We start from the raw sequence: 22,007 nt of genomic DNA on the forward strand, positions 1-22,007 counted from the left end.
GCTAAGCGGCTCCGTATCGCTGCTTCAGATGGTTCACGAAATACGCCGCATTGAGCTTTTCGCCGGTGGCACGTTCGAGCAGATCCGGCGTCGACCAGCGTGATCCCTGCGACCAGATCTTTTGGCGGCGCCAGTCGTTGATCGCCGCGAAATTGCCTTTGGCAAGATCCTCGTCGGCTGAAGGATGTTCCCGCGTCAGCGCCGCCCATTGCTGCGCCGCCATCATCGCGCCCAGCGTGTAGGAGGGGAAATAGCCGAAGGCGGCCCCCGGCCAATGCACGTCCTGCATCGGCCCGTCGGCGGGGTTGTCGATGGTGGAAAGACCAAGATAGTCGCGCATCTTGGCGTCCCAGGCTTCGGGCAGGTCGGCCACCTCCAGCCGGCCCGAGACGAGCTCCTGTTCCAGTTCGTAGCGCAGGATGACATGCAGGGGATAGGTCACCTCGTCGGCATCGACACGGATCAGGCCGCGCTCGACGCGATGCACGTGCGGCAGGATGTCGTCGAGCGACCAGGCTTCGCCGAGATGCTTTTCGATCACCGGCAGCGCCCAGCGCCAGAAGGCCGGGTTGCGTCCGAGCTGCTTTTCGACAAACAGGCTCTGGCTTTCGTGCACGGCCATGCCACGCGCCTTGCCGAGCGGCCAGTGCGACCATGGCTTCGGCAGGTTCTGTTCGTAGAGCGCATGGCCGGTCTCGTGCAGCACGCCCATCAGCGCCGACAGGAAATCAGATGTCTTGTAGCGGGTGGTGATGCGCACGTCGCTCGGCACGCCGCCGCAGAAAGGATGGTGCGACACCGACAGCGACCCATGTGTCAGGTCGAAGCCGACCGCCGCCATCATGGCAAGGCCAAGCTCGCGCTGCCGGTCGATCGCGTAGGTGCCCGAAAGCGGCTTCAACGGGCGCTTGCGCAGCCGCGCTTCCTGGATCGCCAGCGCCTCCGGCACAAAATCTTTCAGGAAAGCCTTCAGGTCGGTGAAGACAGGCGTGATGTCGGCGGTGCGGTTGCCGGGGTCGTACTGTTCCATCAGTGCGTCATAGGGGGCGAGACCGAGCACGTCGGCACGCAGCGCCGCCTCTTCGCGCACCAGCGCCACCACGCCCTCCAGCGCCGGCTGGAAGGCCGTCCAGTCGTTCTTGGCGCGCAGGTCGCGCCACAGCTGCTCGCAACGCATGCGCGCGGTCGTCTGGCGTTCGACGAATTCGACCGGCAGGCAGGTCAGATTGGTGTATTGTCGCCGCAGTTCCGCAACAGCGGCCCGTTGCTCTTCACCAAGCGCCTCGCCTTCGGCGGCGGCAATCCAGTCCGCTATCTCCGGCGCCGTTGCCCTGGTGTGATACATGCCGGCCAGTGCCGACATCGCCTCGGCGCGCTTCTCACCACCGCCGACGGCCATGTGGGTGGCTTCGTCGGCGCCGAGGATGGCCAACGCGTGCTCGAGCGCTTCGAGCTTGTGGCCAAGGTCATCGAGTTTCTGAAAGGACATGGCGGCTTCCGTGATTGAGGACGGCGCGAAAAGATACCAACGCAAAGGCGTTTGCAACCCTCAGGCACCGCGCGGGGACGCAGCTTGCGCAGGTGCGGTCATGCGTGAAATGCTGCCGGCGACAATTGAGGGGGAACAACATGATCGGCAACATCCTGGTCGGGCTGGTGGCCTTGATCCATGCCTACATCGTCTATCTCGAGATGGTGCTGTGGGACACGCCGCGCGGACGCAAGGCTTTCGATCTGACGCCCGAATTCGCCAGTGCCTCGAAGGTGCTCGCCGCCAATCAGGGGCTCTATAACGGTTTCCTCGCCGCCGGCCTGATCTGGGGGCTTTACCTCGGCGCGGCCGGTTTCCAGGTCAAGGTTTTCTTCCTGTTGTGCGTGGCCGTTGCCGGCCTCTATGGCGCGGCAACGGTCGGCCGCAAGATCCTGTTCATCCAGACCGTGCCGGCGATTGCCGCGCTGATCGCGGTCTGGCTCGGCTGGTAAAAAGGACGCCCGCGGGATTGGCTCCCTAAGGCGTCAGGGTGGTCCCTTCCTCTTGGACCGTTTCAGGCGCCGCGGTCTCAGCCGTTCGGGTAATTGCCGCCGTCGGCACCATCGCCCATCAGGAAACCGCTGCCGGTATCGAGCCTCAGCTGCTGGTCGACATTGTCGAGGCGGCGCAGCAGGGCATGGTATTGCGTGGCCGGTATCCTTCTCGGCCGCCTGGCTGATGCGGGCGGTGCGCATTTCCAGACGCTCCGCTACGGCCGGTGTAATGTTGTTGGCCTGTCTGGCGTCCACTATGCCCTGATGGACGCCTTGAATCTGTTGGATGAGACCCTCGGCGCGCGGGCCGGTGAAATCGGTCGGGTCGGTCGCGTCGAGGGCGCCCTTGTGATGGCCCGCGGCATAGGCGCCGGCAAGCGGAACGGCGATGAGGAACGCCGTGAGTGTCGCAGTTCTGAGCGAGGTCTTGGGAGTGAAAGAGCGCATCACGCGTCTCCTCTTGTAGAGAAAGGCAGCGGTGGTTCCGCCTGCCTTCCGGCCGTGGGCCGTCCGGTTCCGTCGCGTCGCGATGAGGAGGATTCATCGCCGGCGGTTCTCGGCCCAGGCGGGAAGCTAGGACCGCCCTGCGACAATGTGTAATTAAAAAAGATAATCTTTTCAGGCCTTGCCGGCCTCGGCCTGCGCCCTAGAGTTGAGCCGGCGAACAAATTCGCGTGAGTTCGCGTGATCACGGATCAACGTTCGGTGAGCTTCAGTTCAATGCGGCGGTTCTTGTTGCGCGCCTCTTCGGTGTCGGCGGGATCGAGCGGCTGGAACTCGCCGAAACCGGCGGCGACCAGCCGGTTGGCGGGCACGCCGTTTTCGATCAGGAATTTCACCACCGAGGTCGAACGCGCCGTCGACAGCTCCCAGTTGTCGCGGTAGCGGCCGGTGCCGGAGAGCGGCTTGTTGTCGGTATGGCCGTCGACGCGCAGCACCCAGTTGATCTCGGGCGGGATCTCCTTCTGCAGCTCGATGATGGCGTCGGCGAGCTTCTTCATCTCGACCTTGCCGGCATCGTTGATTACCTCGGAGCCGGTCGGGAACAGCACTTCCGACTGGAAAACGAAGCGGTCGCCGACGATGCGGATGTTCTCGCGGTCGGCGAGGATTTCACGCAAGCGGCCGAAGAAATCGGAACGGTAGCGGTTCAATTCCTGCACACGCTGCGCCAGTGCGACATTCAGGCGGCGGCCGAGATCGGCGATCTTGGTGTTGGAATCGCGGTCACGGGTTTCGGAGACGTTGAGCGCATCCTCGAGCGCGCCGATCTGCTTGCGCAAAGCCGCGATCTGCTGGTTGAGGATCTCGACCTGGCTCAGTGCCTGCTGGCTGATCTGGCGCTGGCTGTCGAGTTCGCCGCCCAGCGCCGCGGCGCGCTGCTTGGCGGCGTCGCCGGCGCCCGCACCTTGCGCCAGCAATTGTTCGAGCCGGCTCTTTTCCGCTTCAGCCGCCGACAGCGACGCCTGCAGATTGGCGAGCGAATCATCCTTGTCCTGCGTTGATGAGCGCTCCAGCGCCAGAAGCTGGGTCAATTCGTTGATCTGCGAGTTGAGGCGCGTGAGTGCAGTATCCTTGCCTGAGAGTTCGCGGCCGAGCAGGAACTGCGCCAGCACGAAGACCGTGAGCAAGAACATGATGGCCAGCAGCAGCGTCGACAGCGCGTCGACGAAGCCCGGCCAGTAGTCGATGCGGCGATCGGTGCGCCGGCCCCTGGCGAGTGCCACGTCAGTGCACCCCTGGCTTCTTCAGGGCGTCGGCGATTTTTTCCAGCGTGTTGCGCATCGCCTTCTGTTCGTCCGACTGGGCCTCGACCCAGTCGCGCATGATCTGCTGTTCCGAGCGCATGTTCTTGACCAGGCCGGAAATGCCGTCGGCGAGATTGGCCATGGCGGTGGCGACGCGCGGGTTGGAGCCGCCGCCATTCTCCTGCATGCTACGCAGCCGTTCGGACAGAACCCGGATCTCGTCCGAGGATTCGGTCTTGGCCGGATCGGAGACGACGATGTCGGACGAAAGGTCCGTCACCGAGGACAACCAGTTTTCCAGTTCGGTATAGAAGCGCGTCTGGGCGCGGCCGGCCTGCAGGTCGAGGAAGCCGAGCACCAGCGACCCGGACAGGCCGAACAGCGAGGACGAGAAGGCCGTGCCCATGCCGGCCAGCGGCGCCGAAAGCCCTTGCTTCAACGAATCGAGCACCGCGGCAGCGTCACCCGTGCCTGGGTCGAGCGATTCAATCGTCTCGCGGATCGAACCGATGGTGTTCAACAGGCCCCAAAAGGTGCCGAGCAGGCCGAGGAACACCAGCAGCCCGACGAGGTAGCGCGAGGTGTCGCGGCTTTCATCGAGGCGCGTGGCGATGGAATCGAGCATGGTGCGCATCGAACTGGTCGAGAAAGCCGTCGCCGAGGAACGGCCGATCATCGCCTTCATCGGCGCCAGCAGCACCGGTTCGGTGCTCTCCGAGCCGGCGCGAAAGGAGTTGACCCAGCGCACTTCGCGAAACAGCCGGCCGACCTGGGCGAAGGCCAAGAGGATGCCGACCACCAGCACGCCCACGATCAGGCCGTTGAGGCCGGGATTGCTGCCAAAGGCGGTCGAGATCTGGCGGGTCAGGATGGCGGCGATGAAGGCGACGATGACCAGGAAGATCACCATGGTCAGCAGGAAGACCTGTGGGCTCGATAGCTTATGGGGGTCGTAGATCAGGACATCCGAGCGTCTGCCCATGCCGAAGGATTTGAGAAAAGCCATCCGTGCCCCGTTTCCGATGCCGCCCGCCGATCACGTTGACCGCGACTCTAAACGGAATTGTGACCAAATTGAATGGCGCTTGGCAATATTGCCGCGTCGATAGTCTGTGTCAGAGGCGATTGATGACCAGACAGTCGACCATGGCGGCCAGATGCAGACCGGCGCCGGTGACCACGAAACCATGCCACAGCGCATTGTGGAAGCGCAGCCCCTTCCAGGCAAAGAAGATGACGCCGCAGGAATAGACGATGCCGCCGGCGACGATGAGGGCGATCGATGTCGTCGGCAGCGTCTGGACAAGCGGCTTGACCAGGATGATGCCGCTCCAGCCGATGGCGAGATAGAAGACGATGGCCAGCCGGTCGAAACGGCCGGGAAAAAACACCTTGACGGCAATGCCCAGCACTGCCGCGGTCCAGACCAGGACGATCATCCAGCGCGCCAGCGGCGAGCCTTCGAGCTGGGCCAGGAAAGGCGTGTAGGTCGCGGCGATCAGCAGATAGATCGCGGCATGATCGAAACGCCGCAAGACCCATTTCGCCGGCGACGACACCGGCCACAGATTGTAGGTCATCGACACCGACAGCACGGTGAGCAGCGAGACCACATAGAAGGCAGCGGCGATATATTCGCCCGGCCCGACACGAAAGGCAGCCAGCGCCAGCAGTGCCGAGCCGGCCGATACCGCCAGCACGATGCCGACCGCATGGACGATGCCGTCGGCGATCGTCTCGGCGCGCGAATAGTGCCAGCGTCCGATGAACGGGATGTCGGGGGTGGGCTTGATGTCGTTCACTGCCGGGTTTCCTGCGCCGCGCACCACAAATTTGGGCGCTCACCAAGCAGTATTTCAAGTCTTGTTTGCGGTTTTACGACTGCGGCGCATCAGCGCGGCGTACCCGTCAGCGCGGCTTGCCTGTCAACGAGAGGGGAGGGGCTTCTTCACGGTCTTCAGCAGGGCGCGTTGAATGATCTCGTTGCCGGCGACAACCGAGCCGTTGTCGAGCATGTCCTGGCCGCCATCCATGTCGGAGGCGAAGCCGCCCGCCTCGCGGATCAAAAGCAGCCCGGCGGCAATGTCCCAGGCAGACAGCCCGGTTTCCCAGAACCCGTCCATGCGACCGGCGGCGACATAGGCCAGATCGAGCGAGACGGCACCCATACGACGGACGCCCGAGACCTCGGCCATGACGTTGCGTAGCTCGACGAGGAAATTGCCGTGGTGGCCACGGCCGAGATGCGGCACGCCGCAACCGATCACTGTGTCGACCAGCTTGGTGCGGCCGGCGACGCGCAAGCGGCGGTCGTTCATGAAGGCGCCGCCACCGCGTTCGCAGGTGTAGAGTTCGTCCATCGCCGGATTGTAGATGACGCCGGCAACGATCTGGCCCTGGCGTTCCAATGCGATCGAAACGGCAAAGAGCGGGATGCCGTGCAGGAAATTGGTGGTGCCGTCGAGCGGATCGACGATCCAGCGATGCTGGCTATCGTCACCTTCGACCGCACCGCGCTCTTCCATCAGGAAGGCATAGCCCGGCCGTGCCTTGGACAGCTCGGCAAAGACGATGTCCTCGGCCTTGCGGTCGGCCTGGCTGACATAGTCGCCGGGGCCTTTCATCGAGACCTGCAGGTTCTGCACCTCGCCGAAGTCGCGCGACAGCGAGCGGCCGGCTTTCATTGCGGCCTGGACCATGACGTTGAGGAGGGCTGAGCGTGCCATACTGGTTCTTCCTGCTGCTCTTTAAGCTCTGGCTTGATGCATGTCGGTGACCCAAAACCGGGGCCACTTTTGGGCGACATGCATCAGTCTGCGCGGCGCACGTAGGTGATTTCGTTGGTGTCGACGATGATGCGCTCGCCGGCGCCGATGAATGGTGGTACCAGCACGCGGATGCCGTTTTCCAGGATCGCCGGCTTGTAGGAGGATGCCGCCGTCTGACCCTTCACCACCGGGTCCGCCTCGGTGATGGTCAGCGTCACATAGTCGGGCAGCGATATGCCGATCGGCCTCTCTTCGTAGAGCTGGACTGTCACCATCATGCCGTCCTGCAGGAACGCAGCACGATCGCCGACGAAGTCCTTGTTCAGTTCGAGCTGCTCGTAGCTCTGGGTGTCCATGAACACCAGCGCATCTTCCTGCGCATAGAGGAATGAAAAATCCTTCAGGTCGAGCCGGATCTGTTCGACCGTCTCGGCCGAGCGGAAGCGCTCGTTGAGCTTGGTGCCGTTGATGAGGTTCTTCAGTTCGACCTGGTTGTACGCGCCGCCCTTGCCGGGCTTGACGGTGTTGGTTCTGACCGCCACCCAAAGGCCGCCATCATGCTCGATGACATAGCCGGGACGGATTTCGTTGCCATTGATCTTGGCCATGATGAGGTGATCCGGGATGCTACCCACGGCCAGGCCGTTGGTATGGGATGTTCGCTGCGAAAGCGATTTCGGGCTCCCAAGACCACAAATCACCCGAAGAGGCAAGGGAGCGCCAAGTCGGGGTCGGGTTGGAGAGGCCGCTACGGCAGGCGGTTCGCCTTCTGCAGGGCCTGCTTGGTCTCGTCGTCGCTCAGCCCCTGCAGGAAATCGTCCATCTGCGGATCGATGAGGCCGGCGCGGCGGGCGATGATGTACCAGGCGCCGGCAAGGACGAGATCCGGATCGGTGCCGATGCCTTGCATATAGAGTTTTGCCAGGCGGTTCTGGGCGGCGATATTGCCGCCTTCCGCCGCCTGCTTCGTCCAGCCGAAGGCGGATTTCAGGTCGCGCGCACCGCCGCGGCCTTCAATCATCCAGGCGGCGAGGTCGATCTGCGCGGTGTCGTAATTCTGCCGTGCCGCCTGCGCCAGAAGGCGCCTTGCCTGCGCATCGTCGCGCGGCTTGCCGCCGACGCCATTGGCGTAGATCTGCGACATCGCATATTGCGCGTCGGCGAGGCCGGTCGCGGCGGCGCGCTCATAGTAGGAGACCGCCTTGGCTATGCCGGCGTCGCCGGGGTCCTGCTGGACCAGCATCTGCGCGAAATTGAACTGCGCCAGCCGGTTGCCGGCTTCCGCGGCGGCCTGCATCAAGGCATAGGCTGCCTTTTCGTCCTTCTTGACGTAGCGGCCGTCGAGCAGCATCAGCGCATACTGGAACTGCGATTCCGGCACGCCCTGTTCGGCGGCGAGCGCGTACCATTTCGCCGCTTCCGCCGAATTGAGCGGCACACCGAGCCCTCGCGACAGGATCTCGGCGACCAGCGTCTGCGCGGCAGGATCGCCTTTTTGCGCCCGGACCAGCGCGAGATTGTAGGCCGTCTTGTAGAGCCCGCGCTGGAAGGCACCATAGGCCGCATCGGCGGGTTTTGCACCGAAGCGGTCGGGGTTGATGGCGTCGGCCGACGGCAGCGGCGCCGGTTCTGCCGGGGTGGCGGGCTGCGGCAACGGCTTGTCGATCGGCTTGTCGGTGTGGATGCCGGGTTCCGGCTTGGGCTGAGGCAGCGGGATGGTCTCCGCTGCCGCTGCCTGGACCATCAGCACCGCAAGCAGAGCCTGGAAGGGAAGCGTCGCCGAGGGCACGTCAGTCCTCGAAGCGCGGCGCGGTCTCGTCGAGCAGCGCGTTGGCGGTGGCGACCGCTGTCCTGGGATCGGTGCCGTCGGCAAACACGGCGCTCGACAGCGCCACGAATTCGGCACCGGTGGCGCCCACTGCTTCGACCGAGGCGATGTCGGATCCGGCCATGACGATGCACGGGATCTGGATCATGTCCGCCCACCATCTGCCGAGCGACAGGTTGCGCGGGTGTGGTTCGGGCTTGTTGTCGTAACCGAAGCGGCCGAAGAAGATGTAGTCGGGCCGTGTTTCGCCAAGCTCGAGCGCGTCGTCACGCGTCTTGGCGCCGCCGGTGCCGACCATCATCTTTGCCTGGAAATGCTCGATCGTCTCGGCGAGTTCGGCCTTGGAGACCTCGACATGGATACCGTCGGCCTGGACGCGGCCGGCTATGCGGGTGTCGCCGGCGATGATGACGGCCGCACCGGCGGCTTGCGCTGCCGGCACGATCTGTTCGGCGAAAGCCTGGAAGGAGGCCTCATCCATGCCGTTCTCGGGCAGGATCAGCGAAGCGACGTCGCCGCCTTCGAATGCGGCGGCGATACGGGCCGCCGGCACTCCGGGCGGCGCGATCAGCACGATGCGACAGCGGTTGGGGGGCGTTGCGTCATTCATGGTTCTTCGGGTCCCGCGTTTCGCCTATGCCGGGCGAAGATGGTTGGATTGCGGCATAGAGCAAAGTGCCCGCTTTGAACAGGCGGGCAGCCGGGATCGCGATGTTGGCCCGCCAGACGCCGGCGGACCGCTTTATTTGATCGGGTGCGGGCTTGCGACGGGTGGTTTGGCCCTCCACAGCGTCCAGCCCAGATTCATGCCGGCGGCGGCGATCAGGATGGCGGCGGCGCCGACGATCTGGCTCAGATGCAGCCGATGGCCGAAGGCAACGACATCGACCAGGATCGCGACCACCGGGTAGATGAAGGACAGCGACCCCTGCAGATGCGTCGGCAGCTTCTGGATGGCGCCGTACATCAATATGTACATGAGGCCAGTATGGACGATTCCGAGCGTCGCCAGCATGGTCCAGCTCCATGCATCGGCCGGAAGCTGGGATAGATCGGCGAAAGGCGCCAGCATGACTACGCCGACGCAGACCTGGATCAGCGCGATCAGGTGAGGCGGCGTGCCCTTGAGCTTCTTGGTGACGATGGCGGCGACGGCCCAGAAGAAAGCCGCACCCAACGCCATGACGATGCCGGTAGAGTAATCCGTCCCGACATCACCGGCGTCGGGAGCGGCCTCAACGATCAGCACCATGCCGGCGAAGGCGATGGCCAGCCAGGTCAACTTGGTCAGGGTCAGCCGCTCGGCGAAGAAGAGCGCGCCGAAGCCGACCAGCATGAAGGGCTGCGTGTTGTAGACGGCCGTGGCGATCGAGATCGATGCGCGCGAGAATGCACTGAACAGCAAAAGCCAGTTGACGACGATGGCGACGCCGCCGAGCGCGGCGATGCCGATGATGCGCAGCGACAGCCTGTTGCGCAGCAACCCCAGCCCGGCGCAGATGATAAGCAGCGTCAGCGCGCCGAACGCGCAGCGCCAGAACACCACATCCATGATCGGCTGGCCGGACAGGACGACGAACCATCCGATCGTTCCCAGGATAGCCATTGCGGCGGACATTTCGACCGTGCCGCGCACTGTATCGTTCACAACAAACCTCCGTATCAGTTCAACCGCTATAATCTCATGCGGCAACGCGGCTTTCCATCGGATGAAAAAGGAGGTATGGGTAAATATCCTAATTATATTAGGCGATGGCTCCAAATCAGCGAGAAATGTAAAATGCTTGATGATCTCGACCGAAATCTCCTTGAAATCCTGGTTAGGGATGCGCGGACCTCGCTGAAGGAGCTGGCCAGCCAGGTCGGGCTATCGTCGCCAAGCGTTTCGGAGCGGCTTCGACGGCTTGAGGAGCGCGGCGTCATCCGGGCGTTCACTGTCGAGATCGATCCGCTGGCGCTCGGTTATACCTTGCAGGCGATCGTGCGCATCCGGCCTCTGCCGGGCAAACTGCACATCGTCCAGAAGCTGATCGAGGAAATCCCCGAATTCGGCGAATGCGACAAGGTGACGGGCGATGACTGTTTCGTCGCCCGGCTGTTCGTGCGCTCGATCGGTGATCTCGACGGGATTTTGGACCGCATCGCCGACAAGGCCGAGACCAGCACTGCCATCATCAAGGCGCAGCCGATCCGTCGGCGGCCGCCACCGCTCGATGCAACCGCGTCTCGCGACAGGGCAAAAGTCTTGCAGGCATCCTGAACCGGACCGGTCGGGCCCGGCTTTCAGAAGGCCGATCGAGTCGGGTGGAAAGCCGGCGGCCGGCTGGTTATGGTGCCGACCCAAGCGAATCGAGACCGTCATGGCGCAGAATATATACGACCGGGAGGATTTCTTCGCAGGCTACAGCCAGCTCGGCCGTTCCGTCGAAGGCCTGGATGGCGCCGCTGAGTGGCCGGCGCTGCGCGCGATGCTGCCCGATGTCAGCGGCTTGAGGGTCGTCGATCTCGGCTGCGGCTTCGGCTGGTTCTGTCGCTGGGCGCGCGAGCATGGGGCCAAAGACGTTCTTGGCCTGGATCTTTCCGAAAAGATGCTTGCCCAGGCGATGGCCGCCGGCCCGGACGCCGGCATCACCTATGCGAAGGCCGATCTCGATCAGCTTAGTCTGCCGCAAGCCAGTTTCGATCTCGTCTACAGTTCGCTCGCCTTGCACTATGTCGAGGACGTGATGCGTCTGTTCAGGACCGTGCATCAGGCGCTGGGGTCCGGTGGGCATTTCGTTTTCTCGACGGAACATCCGATTTTCATGGCGCCCACCAATCCCGGCTGGGTGATCGATGCCGAGGGCCGCAAGACATGGCCTGTCGACCAGTATCTGGTGGAGGCGCCACGCCGGACGGACTGGCTGGCCAAGGGCGTGGTGAAACATCACCGCACGATCGGCACCACGCTCAACGCTCTGATCAGGTCCGGCTTCACCATCAGCCATGTCGAGGAGTTCCGCCCGACCGACGCGCAGATCGCGGCCAAACCCGAACTGGCCGAGGAACTAGAGCGGCCGATGTTCCTGCTGGTCTCGGCCCGCCCATAGGCAAAGGCTGCCGACAGCCAATGGTGGGGCGGCCATCCCGATATTTGCTGTCGCTCCGCTCGGGATTCTGGGCTATTCAAGCGTCGATACGCTTTCCCTCTAGACCAGTTCCCTCCCATGTCCGGCCTGCTTCTCGATCCGTGGTTCTATGCGGCTGCCCTTCCGGCGGTCATTCTGGTCGGCCTGTCCAAGGGTGGGTTCGGCGGCGCCGTCGGTTTCGTCGGCGTGCCGCTGATGGCGCTGACCATGCCGCCTGTGCAGGCCGCCGCCATCCTGCTGCCGATCTTGTGCCTGATGGACATCGTGTCGGTGTGGACATGGTGGGGTGTCTATAACAGAAAGATGCTGGTCGACATGATGCCGGGCGCCGTCATCGGCATTGGTCTCGGCTGGCTGACGGCGGCACTCGTTACCGAAGAGGCGGTGCGGCTGATCGTCGGCGCGGTCGCCATCATTTTCGTCCTGCGCTGGCTCTATCTGCAGTTTCGTCACGGCGCCGATCACGCGGCCGCGCCCAACCGTGCCGCCGCCGCCGTCTGGGGCACGGTCGCTGGTTTCACTAGCTTCGTCGCCCATGTTGGCGGCCCGCCTTTCCAGGTCTATGCCTTGCCGATCCGGCTCGACCCGAAGGTGTTGTCGGGCACAGCGGCGATCTTCTTTGCCGCCACCAATGCGCTGAAGCTGGTGCCTTATTTCGCGCTCGGCCAGTTCGACACCGCCAATCTGACGGCGTCGGCGGTGCTGATGCCGCTGGCGCCGCTGTCGACCATCGCCGGGGCGTGGCTGGTGCGGCGGATGCGCCCGGAAACATTCTATCCCTTCACCTACGCAACCGTCGCGGTCGTGGCGCTGAAGCTGCTTTGGGACGGCATCGCGGGCCTTATGTAGGAAGGTGAGGCGGCCGCGTAGCCGCCTTCACTGAGGGTCAGGCGGCGCTCGGCACAAGGCGACGGTTGCCGCCAAAGGCCAGTGCGGCACCCACCACGACGACCAGCACCATGCCGGCGAGGATGCCGATATCATGTGCGGTCGGCTTGAGCACCATGTCGGCAATGATCACCAGCATCACCGCATAGTCGAAGCGTGCCGCGCTCATCATGCGCTGACCGATGGCAAGAACAGCCGGTGTGACACCCTCCTTGGCGATCATCGCGCCCATGCGCTCGCCGGTCGGCTTGAAGATCAACATGCCGATCGAAAAGGTCGTGGCATAGCCGGCAAGGCCGATCAGTATCCACAGATCGGAGAAGCCGACCCAGAACCAGCACATGATGAGGCCGAAGATCAGCGTCAGCATCGACATCGGCGCGAAAAACCTGCCGCCCAGCTGGCCGCTGGCGCGCATCGCCTGCAGCTTGTCCTCGATGTTGCCCGCCCGTTCGGCAAGCATGCCGAGCAGGAACAGCACGAAGCCGCCACCGACCCACAGAATGGCCGAGATGACGTGGAGGAATTTGACGATCGAGTACCAGTCCATGGGTTGCTCCTGCAATATTCCGGTCAGGTTTGCGGCGGTGCGGATTTGCGCCGGCCGTCAGAGGAGCAGGCGTTTAGCGCGGCGCCTGTTTCGGAACGATGTCGCGAAAAACCCGGCTCTGTTTCAGCGCCCTGCCAATGAACGAAGCGGCTGAGATAGTGATTGCGCAATCTGATTTTCTGCTAATGTACGGATGTCGGGAGGGGTTGGCGCGACATCATCCGGAAACATTGCCGATGCTAGTGCGCCGACGCCGGGAGCCCGGTGGCGACAGGAATCGCCTGACGATCAACCCATTCCCGCAAACGGGAAGAGGCAATTCGGGGGAACATTATGCAAGGGGTAGCACGGAATTTCTTCACGCTGGCCATCATCTATGCGCTGTGCGGCATGGCGCTCGGCCTGTACATGGCGATCAGCCAGGATCACGGCCAGATGCCGACCCATGCCCACACGATGGTGGCCGGATGGCTGATGTCGGCGGTCTTCGCCTTCTTCTACCATCTGTTTCCGGTAATCGGGCAAAAGACGCTCGCCACCGTTCATTTCTGGCTTACTGCAATCAGCGGCATCGGCCTGCTGATCGGCCTCTTTTTCCTGCTTGCCGGCAATGCCGCGATCGAACCGCTGGTGGCGGCCTCTTCGATGGGCTTCTACGCTGCCCTGCTGCTGTTTGCCTTCATCGCTTTGCCTGCGGTCTGGAAGACCGCCTGAACTGGGCATGAGGCAAGATAAGGCTATGCCTGCGGTCTGACGGCCTGAGCTGAACTCTGCTCTGGTGGCCAAGTTAGGTTCGTTCTGTGCTGTTACGGCACAGGACAGGGGAGTTCGGTCAAAAAAGCATCATGCTGTTAAGGCTTCATTAAGCTTTACAGGTGTTTACTATGTTCATCCAGTGATCTGGATTCTTACCGAGTGGTTGGAGCCACTTTGTTTGACGCCTCCCTGTTAAACTCCTGAGAGCCGCCTTATCCGCGGCTCTTTTTTTGTCCGCATTTTCGGGCATCGGCCAACGGACAGACGTTAACCTTCTGTTAAACATGTGCTTGCCTTCACCGGTGACGAAGCGCATTTTCAAGCTTCAGTCAGATAGGGTTCCGGGTGTATCGGCAGGGAGCCGAATCAGCCGGTTGCAAGTGCAGGGGCGTATCAATGAACGAGCTCTCGAAGGGCAGTGCGAAAACCGTCAAGCTGGCGGAACGCCGGGTTTTCTCGCAATCCTTCAAGCCGCTTTACCAGGAAGGCATGGGCCTGGTCGAACACGCGGCCGAATATCTTGACGGCAAGGGCCGGGCCGAGGCGAAGAAACTGTCCAGGCTGGCGGCCACGCTCTATGCGGCCGAATCGATGCGGCTGACCACCAGGCTCATGCAGGTTGCCTCCTGGCTGCTTTTGCAGCGCGCCGCCAACTCCGGCGAGATGACCCGCGACCAGGTCGCGTCGGAAAAGTCCAAGGTGCGCCTTGATACCGCTTCTGCCCATGATGAAGCCGCTGGCTGGGCCGAACTGCCCGAGGATTTCCTCGACCTCGTCACCCGATCGCTGCGCCTGCAGGCACTGGTGCGCCGCATGGACGAGGAGATCTATGGCTCCGGCGCCGTGGTCGACATGCAGCCGATGGCGCGCCGTCCCAATCCGGTCTCCGACCAGATCAGCCTGCTCAACACGGCTTTTGCCCGCGGCTAAACCTCGGTCCGCCTTCTGTTTCCGGTTTGTTCACATTTCGCTGGCATCGCTGTGTGCCAGAGGTAAAGTCGGCAAATGGCGGAAGCGATTCGCATCATCGGTATTGATCCGGGGCTCAGGCGCACCGGTTGGGGCATCGTCGAGAGCCTTGGCAATTCGCTGCGCTTCATTGCTTCCGGCACCGTGAAGTCCGACGACAAGGCGGCTCTGGCGACGCGGTTGTGCCAATTGCATGACGGGCTGGCCGAAATCCTGCACACCGCCATGCCGCACGAGGCGGCCGTCGAGCAAACCTTCGTCAACAAGGACGCCGTGGCGACGCTGAAGCTTGGCCAGGCGCGCGGCATCGCCATGCTCGTGCCGGCGCGTGCGGGTCTGGTCGTCGCCGAATATGCGCCCAACGCCGTCAAGAAGGCAGTGATCGGCGTCGGTCATGGCGACAAGAAGCAAATCCATATGATGGTGAAGGTGCTGTTGCCGAAAGCTATTTTCGATACCGAACATGCCGCAGATGCGCTGGCGATCGCCATCTGCCACGCGCATCACCGGCAGAGCGTGGCCTATAGGATGGCGCTTGCAGGATAGCGATGTTCTTGATCTCTCCGGAAACGCACCCATGAGGGCCCATCGTCCATGAAAGATCAGGCATGATCGGCAAGCTCAAGGGCACGCTCGACGAGGTCGATGAGGATCATTGCCTCGTCGATCTCCATGGCGTCGGCTATGTTGCCTATTGCTCGGCGCGCACGCTGGCCGCACTGCCTTCGCCCGGCGAAACTGTGGTGCTGTTCATCGAGACCTATGTGCGCGAGGACATGCTGCGGCTCTACGGTTTCAAGTCGCAGCTCGAGCGCGAATGGTTCCGGCTCTTGATGAACAATGTGCCGGGCGTCGGCGCCAAGGTGGCGTTGGCCATCCTGTCGACGCTGGCGCCGGCGGATCTCGCCAATGCCATCGCGCTGCGCGACATCGCTATGGTTTCGCGCGCGCCCGGCGTCGGCAAGAAGGTGGCCGAGCGCATCGTCACCGAGTTGAAGAACAAGGCGCCGGCCTATGCCGGGACCGCTTCGGGGACCATCGGCCTGAAGCAGGAGCTCGGCGACGGCGTGGCATCCGCGCCGATTACCGACGCGGTCTCGGCGCTGGTCAATCTCGGCTATTCGCGCGATACCGCGGCCAATGCGGTGTCGGCGGCGCTGAAGGCGGCGGGTGAGGATGCGGACGCGCCGAAGCTGATCCGTTTTGGGCTGAAAGAACTGGCGCGATGAGTCGTCGCTTGTTCAGCTCCTTGCCGTATGCAAGGAAGGCGTCATGAGCCTGTCGCCCCGCCTGATTGCGCCGGAAAAACGCGGCGAGGATGCCGAGCAGACCTTGCGGCCGCAGACGCTTGACGATTTCGTCGGCCAGGCGGCGGTGCGGGCCAATCTCAAAGTGTTCATCGAGGCCGCCAAGGGCCGCAACGAGGCGCTCGACCATGTGCTGTTCGTCGGGCCGCCGGGCCTCGGCAAGACGACGCTGGCGCAGATCATGGCGCGCGAACTCGGCGTCAATTTCCGCTCGACCTCCGGCCCGGTCATCGCCAAGGCCGGCGACCTCGCGGCGCTGCTGACCAATCTCGAAGAAGGCGACGTCTTGTTCATCGACGAGATCCACCGACTGAGCCCGGCGGTGGAGGAAATCCTCTATCCGGCGATGGAGGATTTCCAGCTCGACCTGATTATCGGCGAGGGGCCGGCGGCGCGCTCGGTCAAGATCGACCTCGCCCGCTTCACCCTGGTCGCCGCCACCACGCGGCTCGGCCTGCTGACCAATCCGCTGCGCGACCGTTTCGGCATTCCGGTGCGGCTCAATTTCTACACGGTCGAGGAGCTAGAGCAGATCGTGCGGCGCGGCTCGCGCATCCTGCAGATGCCGCTCGGTGACGACGGTGCGCTGGAGATCGCGCGGCGCGCGCGCGGCACGCCACGCATCGCCGGAAGGCTCTTACGCCGCGTGCGCGATTTCGCCTCGGTCGCCGGCGACGGCCATGTCGACCGCCAGATCGCCGACGAGGCGTTGACCCGGCTGGAAGTCGATGCGCTTGGCCTCGACGCGCTCGACCGCCGCTATCTGTCGATGATCGCGCGCAATTTCGGTGGCGGGCCGGTCGGCATCGAGACGATCGCCGCCGGCCTGTCGGAGCCGCGCGACGCCATCGAGGATATCATTGAGCCCTATCTGATCCAGCAGGGTTTCATCCAGCGCACGCCGCGCGGCCGCATGCTGACGGCCAATGCCTGGCGTCATCTAGGCCTCGACGCGCCGAAGGATCTGGCGCAGCAGCAGATCAACCTGTTCCAGGAAGAGTAGTAGGGCGCGAAATAATGGACGAAAAGTCCCTCGAAAATGCCTTGTCGAGTTTAGGCGAAAAGATCTTATTTTTGCAGAGCGCCGTTTCGTTTCTTGAGGCTGAACTGGGTCGTCTACTTATCGTGCCTGATGGCGATCAGGCAATCGCATTTAGATTTGCGAGTCCGAATATAGTGCATTTTTGCATTCTTCATCTGATCCGAGTTGTGTCTTGCCTTAACGCTACGATCGTTTTGGCGAGACATGGATATGTGCAGGAAATATGTGTATTAATTAGAACTGGGTATGAATTTATATCGAAAGTTGATTATGTTTCTACGGGATACTACGATCCTGAACAGCGGCAAAAGGTAAAGCTGTATGTAGAAAGATATTTTTCGGACAGCACGCGAAAGCCAAAGAGATTGGATAAAGATGTGTCTCCTAGGCAGAAAGAAATCAACGAGGGTCTACAGAAAAACTACGAAAATACGACAAAGGCTCCGAAGCCATCTGACGACGAGAGGGGCATAGCGGAGATGCATCGATACGTACTGTCTGTTTTTGGCAACTACGTGCACGCCCGATATCCAGAAGTGATGGACATGTTTGGGGGAACACCCGTTCAGCTGCATATGAGCGGAATGAAGGGGACACCCAAAGATGCCGAGAATATCGTTCAAATCTACACACTTTTTGAATCAACGGACCTTTCTTTGAAAAATGTATATTTGAGGTTGGGCTACGCGAATTCAGACTCAACTCCACCATCCTTGCGCGAGTGGGCCAGATCGTTCGACTAGTAAATGCCGGACACGTGAACGTTCTGCGCAAAATCTCCTCAGCTTAGCCGACTTGCCGGCGCAATCGTGGACTTTAACGCTGCCTTGCGGCACGCCGCTGCGATCCGAGTGCCATGCATGATAACAAGACGCGGGTTCCTGCGCTTCATTGGCGGGTCGGTTCTGTCGGTCGCCACGTTCAGCGCCTATGCGGTCGGCATCGAGCCGATGCTGCTGACTCATGTGAGGCGCTATGCGCTGACGCCGCCGCATTGGCCGGCGGGGTTGAAGTTGCGCGTCGTAGTCCTCGCCGACATCCATGCCTGCCGGCCCTGGATGACGCCGGAGCGGATCGCTTCGCTTGTCGAAGACGCCAATGCGTTGCAGCCGGACCTGATCGTCCTGCTCGGCGACTATATTGCCGGCATCCCGCTGGTGACCAGTCCGGTGACGCCAACGCAATGGGCATCGGCACTGTCGGGTCTCAAGGCACCGCTCGGCGTGCTGTCGATCCTTGGCAACCACGACTGGTGGAGCGATGGCTTTGCGCAGCGTGCCGGGGCCGGCCCGACCATAGCGCGCAAGGCCTTGGAGAAAGTCGGCATTCCAGTTCTGGAGAACGATGTCGTGCGCCTGGAAAAGGACGGGCATGGTGTCTGGATTGCCGGGCTCGCCGACCAACTCGCACTGCTGCCGACCAGGCATCGCGCCGGCTTCACGGGGCTGGACGATCTCGACGGCACGCTGGCCAAGGTCAGCGACACTTCGCCCATCATCCTGCTCGCGCACGAGCCCGATATTTTTCCGAAGGTGCCGCGGCGGGTCTCGCTGACCCTGTCCGGCCACACCCATGGTGGGCAAATTCGGCTGTTCGGCTATTCACCTGTTGTGCCGTCGCGTTTCGGCAATCGCTATGCCTATGGCCATGTCGTCGAGAACGACCGCAATTTGATCGTCTCGGGCGGGCTCGGCTTCAGCATTCTGCCGGTGCGTTTTGGAATGCGCCCCGAAATCCTGTCGATTGACCTCGGTTAAATCCAGATCGGCCTCAGCGAAGTGATTTGATCGCGTCCAACACATCCGGTTCGGCCTTTTCGCCATTGAAGGCGTCGACGATGCCGAAGGCGCCGCCATAGCTCCACACCGACCATGAGAAGCCATGCGCTTCGGCGCGCGCGATCATGTCCCTGACATAGGTGGCCCGGTACTCCGCCGGCATCACATAGGCGTTGCCATATTCCTGGCGGATCATGCCGAATTCACCCAGCGTGATGTTTTCCGGCTTGATGGCGTTGGCCTTCGCCCACGCCTCGACCTTTTTGAACGGCCCATCCATCAGCCCAAGCAGCTTGTCGGGACTGTCCATGCTAGCGACCTGTTCGTCGAGATAGGCAAGCAGGCCGCTTTGCCGTGTCCATGGCGCCTCGGCCTTGATCCTGGCGCGGATGGTGTCGAGCGTCACCTCGAGCTGTGCCCGCGGCACCGCGGTCAGCGGATAGGACAGGCCGGTCACATAGGGGATGAAGTCGCCGGCCCAGGTCGCGCCCTGATGGGTCAGCAAGAACGGATCGTAGGAGTGGAAGGTCCAGATGACGTTGTCGTCCGGGATCGTCTTCGGGTCGATCTTCTCAAGCGACGAGGCGGCGGAGTAGCAGGCGCCGGTCAGCATCAGGGTCAGTTTCGTCGCCGAGGATCGCGCCGCGGCGAACAGTTTGCGCTGGCGGTCCGGCCACAGGTTGGTGCCGGCGCTGTCGCAGTCTACGATCGGTTCGTTCATCGGCTCGAAGGCGACCTGGGTGGCATCTTCGCTCGCCAGCGTGCGGGCCATCCTGCGCACCGTCTCGACATAGGCGTCGAAGGTTTGCGGGTCGTCCATCACCTCGGCCATGCCGATCTTGCGGCTGCCGCCGGCCGGGATCAGGTGCATGTCGACGACCACCTTCAGCCCGGCGCGGTTGATCATGCGCACCGAGCCCAGCACGCTGGCATAGAGGCTGTCGCGCAACGCCACGGTCTGGCCGGACAGGAAAGGCGACGGGTCGATAGGCATGCGCAGGAAATCGAAGCCCGCGTCCTTCAGTGCCTTGAGGTCGTCTTCCCCAAGGAATTTGCGCCATTCCGGATAGGGCAAGATGGCCTTGGCATCGCCCCATTGGTCTTCGCCCGGCCACGTCGTCCACTGGTCGAGATTGAGGCCGCGCTTCATCGAGAAGGTTACCGCCTCGCTGGGCCACACCAACGCCGCGAGCACAAGCAGCACCGCCGTCAAGGTCTTGATCATCGCCGTCAACAGTGCCATCCGATGCTATGCCACGCAGGAAACAGGTGCCTCGTCGGGGCTGAAAAAGGAAGCGCAATGGGCGATCATGGTGAATCGGCGACGCTGCTGGCCGGTATTTCCGGTGCGCTGACGGCGTTCGGCCACCGGCTGATGGCGAGGGTCTATTACGCCGACACCGATTTCTCCGGTGTCGTCTACCATGCACGCTATCTCGAATTCTTCGAACGTGGACGCTCCGACTATCTCAGGTTGACCGGCGTGCACCACACCGAACTTGCCGACGGCAAGCATGGCGAAAGAATAGTCTGGGTGGTGCGGCGCATGGAGATCGACTTTCGCGGCCCGGCCCGCATCGACGACATCCTGACGGTCGACACCCGCACCGAAGACATTTCCGGTGCGCGCATCTTCATGGCACAGCAGCTCAAGCGCGGCGACGAGGTGCTGGTCGAGGCAAAGGTCGAGGCGGCGATCATCGGCGAGAATGGCCGGCCAAGGCGTTTTCCCAGGGAATGGGTCGCAGCGTTCATGCCCAAGGCCTTACCCGCGACCGATTAGCCCCATTGTGATCAACTGTGCTTTGCCACCGGGCGTGGCAATGCGCCGCGCCTTATATACTAACCCATCCTTAACCATAACGGTTCATGAAGAGATTGGTGAAGATTGGCGTTATCAAGCGCCTTCCTTTCACCAATATTTGCCCCGAAAAGGCCGAGAACGGCACAGTTTGGGGTTGTTCCGGTAGCTTCGTGCGAACCGACCACAAGGGATGCCAAGGGCCAGCCACCAGCTCGCCCGGAAAATCTTAAGGACGTAACGATGGAAAATATCGCACTCGCCGATCCGGGCGCGCAATTGTCGGTTTGGGCGTTGTTCATTTCGGCCAGCTGGGTGGTCAAGCTGGTCATGATCGGCTTGCTCTGCGCTTCGGTCTGGACCTGGGCGATCATCGTCGACAAGCTGGTTTCTTATGCCCGCATGCGGCTGTCGCTGAACCGTTTCGAGCAGGTGTTCTGGTCGGGGCAGTCGCTGGAGGAGCTTTACCGCACGCTCGCCGATCGCAAAACCACCGGCATGGGCGCCATTTTCGTGGCTGCGATGCGCGAGTGGAAGAAGAGCTTCGAGAAGGGCGCCAAGTCGCCGCTCGGCCTGCAGACCCGCATCGACAAGGCGATGGACCTGGCGCTAACGCGCGAAATGGAAAAGCTTGAGGGCCGCCTCGGCTTCCTCGCCACCACCGGCTCGGCCGCACCCTTTATCGGCCTGTTCGGCACCGTCATCGGCATCATGACCTCGTTCCAGGCGATCGCCGGCTCCAAGAACACCAGTCTCGCGGTGGTTGCGCCCGGCATTGCCGAAGCGCTGCTGGCGACGGCCATCGGCCTGCTCGCCGCCATTCCCGCCGTCATTGCCTACAACAAGCTGTCGTCCGATGCGAGCAAGATAGCCGTGCGCATGGAAGGGTTCTCCGACGAGTTCTCCGCCATACTCTCGCGCCAAATCGATGAAAAAGTGGCCCCCAAGGCCTGAGGAGTAGCAGATGGGTATGTCCATGGGCATGGGAGGACGCGGCGGGCGCGGCCACAGGCGGCGCGGCCGCCACCATGCACTGATGTCCGAGATAAACGTCACGCCGATGGTCGACGTGATGCTGGTGCTGCTGATCATCTTCATGGTCGCCGCACCGATGCTGACGGTCGGCGTGCCGATCGACCTGCCGGACACGCAGGCCAAGGCGATGAATGCCGACACGCAGCCGATCACCGTCTCGATCGACGCCGCCGGTCAGATATTTCTCCAGGAAACCGAAATTCCGATTGAGGAGCTGGTGGCCAAGCTCCAGGCAATCTCGAAGACCGGCTATGAGGAACGCATCTTCATCCGTGGCGACAAGTCCACCGACTATGGCACGGCGATGAAGGTGATGGCCCGCATTTCGGCTGCCGGCTACAAGAACATCGGCCTCGTTTCGTTGCAGGAACAGGATCAGTAGAC

Annotated in this window: 25 protein-coding genes and 1 pseudogene; 14 read left to right on the top strand and 12 right to left on the bottom strand. The window is 62.5% G+C overall.

The genetic code is table 11. The features are described from left to right. Window position 1 precedes the first annotated feature (1 nt). Complete coding sequence (locus tag NKJ06_RS06125) at window positions 2-1,489, bottom strand: carboxypeptidase M32 (protein WP_352809367.1); 1,488 nt, start codon at window positions 1,487-1,489, stop codon at window positions 2-4. Between the two features lie 140 nt (window positions 1,490-1,629). Here NKJ06_RS06125 and NKJ06_RS06130 point away from each other — a divergent pair, with 140 nt between their 5' ends. Beyond that, a complete protein-coding gene (locus NKJ06_RS06130; RefSeq protein WP_352632007.1) occupies window positions 1,630-1,983 on the top strand; it encodes a DUF1304 domain-containing protein in 354 nt (117 codons plus the stop codon). 77 nt (window positions 1,984-2,060) lie between these two features. Here the strand turns inward: NKJ06_RS06130 and NKJ06_RS06135 are convergent. From NKJ06_RS06135 to NKJ06_RS06175, 9 genes and pseudogenes are all read right to left on the bottom strand, one after another. Continuing rightward, window positions 2,061-2,472, bottom strand: a pseudogene (locus NKJ06_RS06135) (hypothetical protein). Between the two features lie 248 nt (window positions 2,473-2,720). Beyond that, window positions 2,721-3,752, bottom strand: a complete 1,032-nt coding sequence (locus NKJ06_RS06140; protein WP_352632008.1) for a peptidoglycan -binding protein — start codon at window positions 3,750-3,752, stop codon at window positions 2,721-2,723. Window position 3,753: 1 nt separating this feature from the next. Beyond that, window positions 3,754-4,779, bottom strand: a complete 1,026-nt coding sequence (locus tag NKJ06_RS06145) for a MotA/TolQ/ExbB proton channel family protein (RefSeq protein ID WP_352632010.1) — start codon at window positions 4,777-4,779, stop codon at window positions 3,754-3,756. 109 nt (window positions 4,780-4,888) lie between these two features. Then, window positions 4,889-5,575, bottom strand: coding sequence for a PAQR family membrane homeostasis protein TrhA (trhA, locus tag NKJ06_RS06150; protein ID WP_352632012.1), 687 nt, complete (start codon window positions 5,573-5,575; stop codon window positions 4,889-4,891). Window positions 5,576-5,698: 123 nt separating this feature from the next. Further along, on the bottom strand, window positions 5,699-6,499 hold the full coding sequence (locus tag NKJ06_RS06155; RefSeq protein WP_352632013.1) for an inositol monophosphatase family protein: 801 nt from the start codon (window positions 6,497-6,499) through the stop codon (window positions 5,699-5,701). Window positions 6,500-6,582: 83 nt separating this feature from the next. Then, window positions 6,583-7,149 (bottom strand): elongation factor P, encoded by a 567-nt coding sequence (gene efp, locus NKJ06_RS06160; RefSeq protein WP_013529127.1) that lies wholly within the window; start codon window positions 7,147-7,149, stop codon window positions 6,583-6,585. A gap of 140 nt (window positions 7,150-7,289) precedes the next feature. Then, window positions 7,290-8,285, bottom strand: coding sequence for a tetratricopeptide repeat protein (locus NKJ06_RS06165; RefSeq protein WP_502905586.1), 996 nt, complete (start codon window positions 8,283-8,285; stop codon window positions 7,290-7,292). Between the two features lie 46 nt (window positions 8,286-8,331). Beyond that, complete coding sequence (locus tag NKJ06_RS06170) at window positions 8,332-8,979, bottom strand: thiamine phosphate synthase (protein WP_352632018.1); 648 nt, start codon at window positions 8,977-8,979, stop codon at window positions 8,332-8,334. A 132-nt stretch (window positions 8,980-9,111) separates the two neighbouring features. Next, window positions 9,112-10,017, bottom strand: a complete 906-nt coding sequence (locus NKJ06_RS06175) for a DMT family transporter (RefSeq protein ID WP_352632019.1) — start codon at window positions 10,015-10,017, stop codon at window positions 9,112-9,114. 132 nt (window positions 10,018-10,149) lie between these two features. Between NKJ06_RS06175 and NKJ06_RS06180 the strand changes: the two genes are divergently transcribed. The 3 genes from NKJ06_RS06180 (at window position 10,150) to NKJ06_RS06190 (ending at window position 12,346) form a co-directional block, all read left to right on the top strand. Then, window positions 10,150-10,629, top strand: a complete 480-nt coding sequence (locus tag NKJ06_RS06180; protein ID WP_352632021.1) for an Lrp/AsnC family transcriptional regulator — start codon at window positions 10,150-10,152, stop codon at window positions 10,627-10,629. 100 nt (window positions 10,630-10,729) lie between these two features. Further along, a complete protein-coding gene (locus NKJ06_RS06185; protein ID WP_352632023.1) occupies window positions 10,730-11,458 on the top strand; it encodes a class I SAM-dependent methyltransferase in 729 nt (242 codons plus the stop codon). 117 nt (window positions 11,459-11,575) lie between these two features. Next, the gene (locus NKJ06_RS06190) at window positions 11,576-12,346 is read left to right on the top strand and encodes a sulfite exporter TauE/SafE family protein (RefSeq protein WP_352632025.1); all 771 of its coding nucleotides are present in this window, start codon (window positions 11,576-11,578) and stop codon (window positions 12,344-12,346) included. 37 nt (window positions 12,347-12,383) lie between these two features. Here the strand turns inward: NKJ06_RS06190 and NKJ06_RS06195 are convergent, their stop codons facing one another. After that, window positions 12,384-12,935 carry a DUF2269 family protein gene (locus NKJ06_RS06195; protein WP_352632027.1) on the bottom strand — a complete coding sequence of 184 codons (552 nt, stop codon included), beginning with the start codon at window positions 12,933-12,935 and terminating at the stop codon, window positions 12,384-12,386. Window positions 12,936-13,268: 333 nt separating this feature from the next. Between NKJ06_RS06195 and NKJ06_RS06200 the strand changes: the two genes are divergently transcribed. From NKJ06_RS06200 to NKJ06_RS06230, 7 genes are all read left to right on the top strand, one after another. Then, a complete protein-coding gene (locus tag NKJ06_RS06200; protein WP_352632029.1) occupies window positions 13,269-13,649 on the top strand; it encodes a hypothetical protein in 381 nt (126 codons plus the stop codon). Window positions 13,650-14,087: 438 nt separating this feature from the next. Beyond that, the gene (gene rcdA / locus NKJ06_RS06205; RefSeq protein ID WP_352632031.1) at window positions 14,088-14,621 is read left to right on the top strand and encodes a protease adaptor protein RcdA; all 534 of its coding nucleotides are present in this window, start codon (window positions 14,088-14,090) and stop codon (window positions 14,619-14,621) included. 75 nt (window positions 14,622-14,696) lie between these two features. Beyond that, window positions 14,697-15,206, top strand: a complete 510-nt coding sequence (gene ruvC / locus NKJ06_RS06210) for a crossover junction endodeoxyribonuclease RuvC (RefSeq protein ID WP_352632033.1) — start codon at window positions 14,697-14,699, stop codon at window positions 15,204-15,206. A gap of 62 nt (window positions 15,207-15,268) precedes the next feature. Next, a complete protein-coding gene (gene ruvA, locus NKJ06_RS06215) occupies window positions 15,269-15,889 on the top strand; it encodes a Holliday junction branch migration protein RuvA (RefSeq protein WP_352632035.1) in 621 nt (206 codons plus the stop codon). Between the two features lie 43 nt (window positions 15,890-15,932). Further along, window positions 15,933-16,970, top strand: a complete 1,038-nt coding sequence (gene ruvB, locus NKJ06_RS06220) for a Holliday junction branch migration DNA helicase RuvB (protein ID WP_352632038.1) — start codon at window positions 15,933-15,935, stop codon at window positions 16,968-16,970. Between the two features lie 14 nt (window positions 16,971-16,984). Then, window positions 16,985-17,752 carry a hypothetical protein gene (locus tag NKJ06_RS06225; protein ID WP_352632040.1) on the top strand — a complete coding sequence of 256 codons (768 nt, stop codon included), beginning with the start codon at window positions 16,985-16,987 and terminating at the stop codon, window positions 17,750-17,752. Between the two features lie 117 nt (window positions 17,753-17,869). Then, window positions 17,870-18,766: a metallophosphoesterase gene (locus NKJ06_RS06230; RefSeq protein ID WP_352632042.1), complete on the top strand. Its 897-nt coding sequence runs from the start codon at window positions 17,870-17,872 to the stop codon at window positions 18,764-18,766. A gap of 13 nt (window positions 18,767-18,779) precedes the next feature. Here NKJ06_RS06230 and NKJ06_RS06235 read toward each other — a convergent pair whose 3' ends face one another. After that, window positions 18,780-20,030 carry a glycoside hydrolase family 5 protein gene (locus tag NKJ06_RS06235; protein WP_352632044.1) on the bottom strand — a complete coding sequence of 417 codons (1,251 nt, stop codon included), beginning with the start codon at window positions 20,028-20,030 and terminating at the stop codon, window positions 18,780-18,782. Between the two features lie 57 nt (window positions 20,031-20,087). Between NKJ06_RS06235 and ybgC the strand changes: the two genes are divergently transcribed. From ybgC to tolR, 3 genes are all read left to right on the top strand, one after another. After that, entirely contained in the window at window positions 20,088-20,570 is a 483-nt protein-coding gene (gene ybgC, locus NKJ06_RS06240) for a tol-pal system-associated acyl-CoA thioesterase (RefSeq protein ID WP_352632046.1), read from the top strand. A gap of 261 nt (window positions 20,571-20,831) precedes the next feature. Then, on the top strand, window positions 20,832-21,542 hold the full coding sequence (gene tolQ / locus NKJ06_RS06245; protein ID WP_352632048.1) for a protein TolQ: 711 nt from the start codon (window positions 20,832-20,834) through the stop codon (window positions 21,540-21,542). 10 nt (window positions 21,543-21,552) lie between these two features. Further along, window positions 21,553-22,005, top strand: a complete 453-nt coding sequence (tolR, locus tag NKJ06_RS06250) for a protein TolR (protein WP_352632050.1) — start codon at window positions 21,553-21,555, stop codon at window positions 22,003-22,005. Window positions 22,006-22,007 lie beyond the last annotated feature (2 nt).

This window comes from Mesorhizobium sp. M0293, assembly GCF_040321735.1.
In the GTDB taxonomy this organism is placed as follows: Bacteria; Pseudomonadota; Alphaproteobacteria; order Rhizobiales; family Rhizobiaceae; genus Mesorhizobium.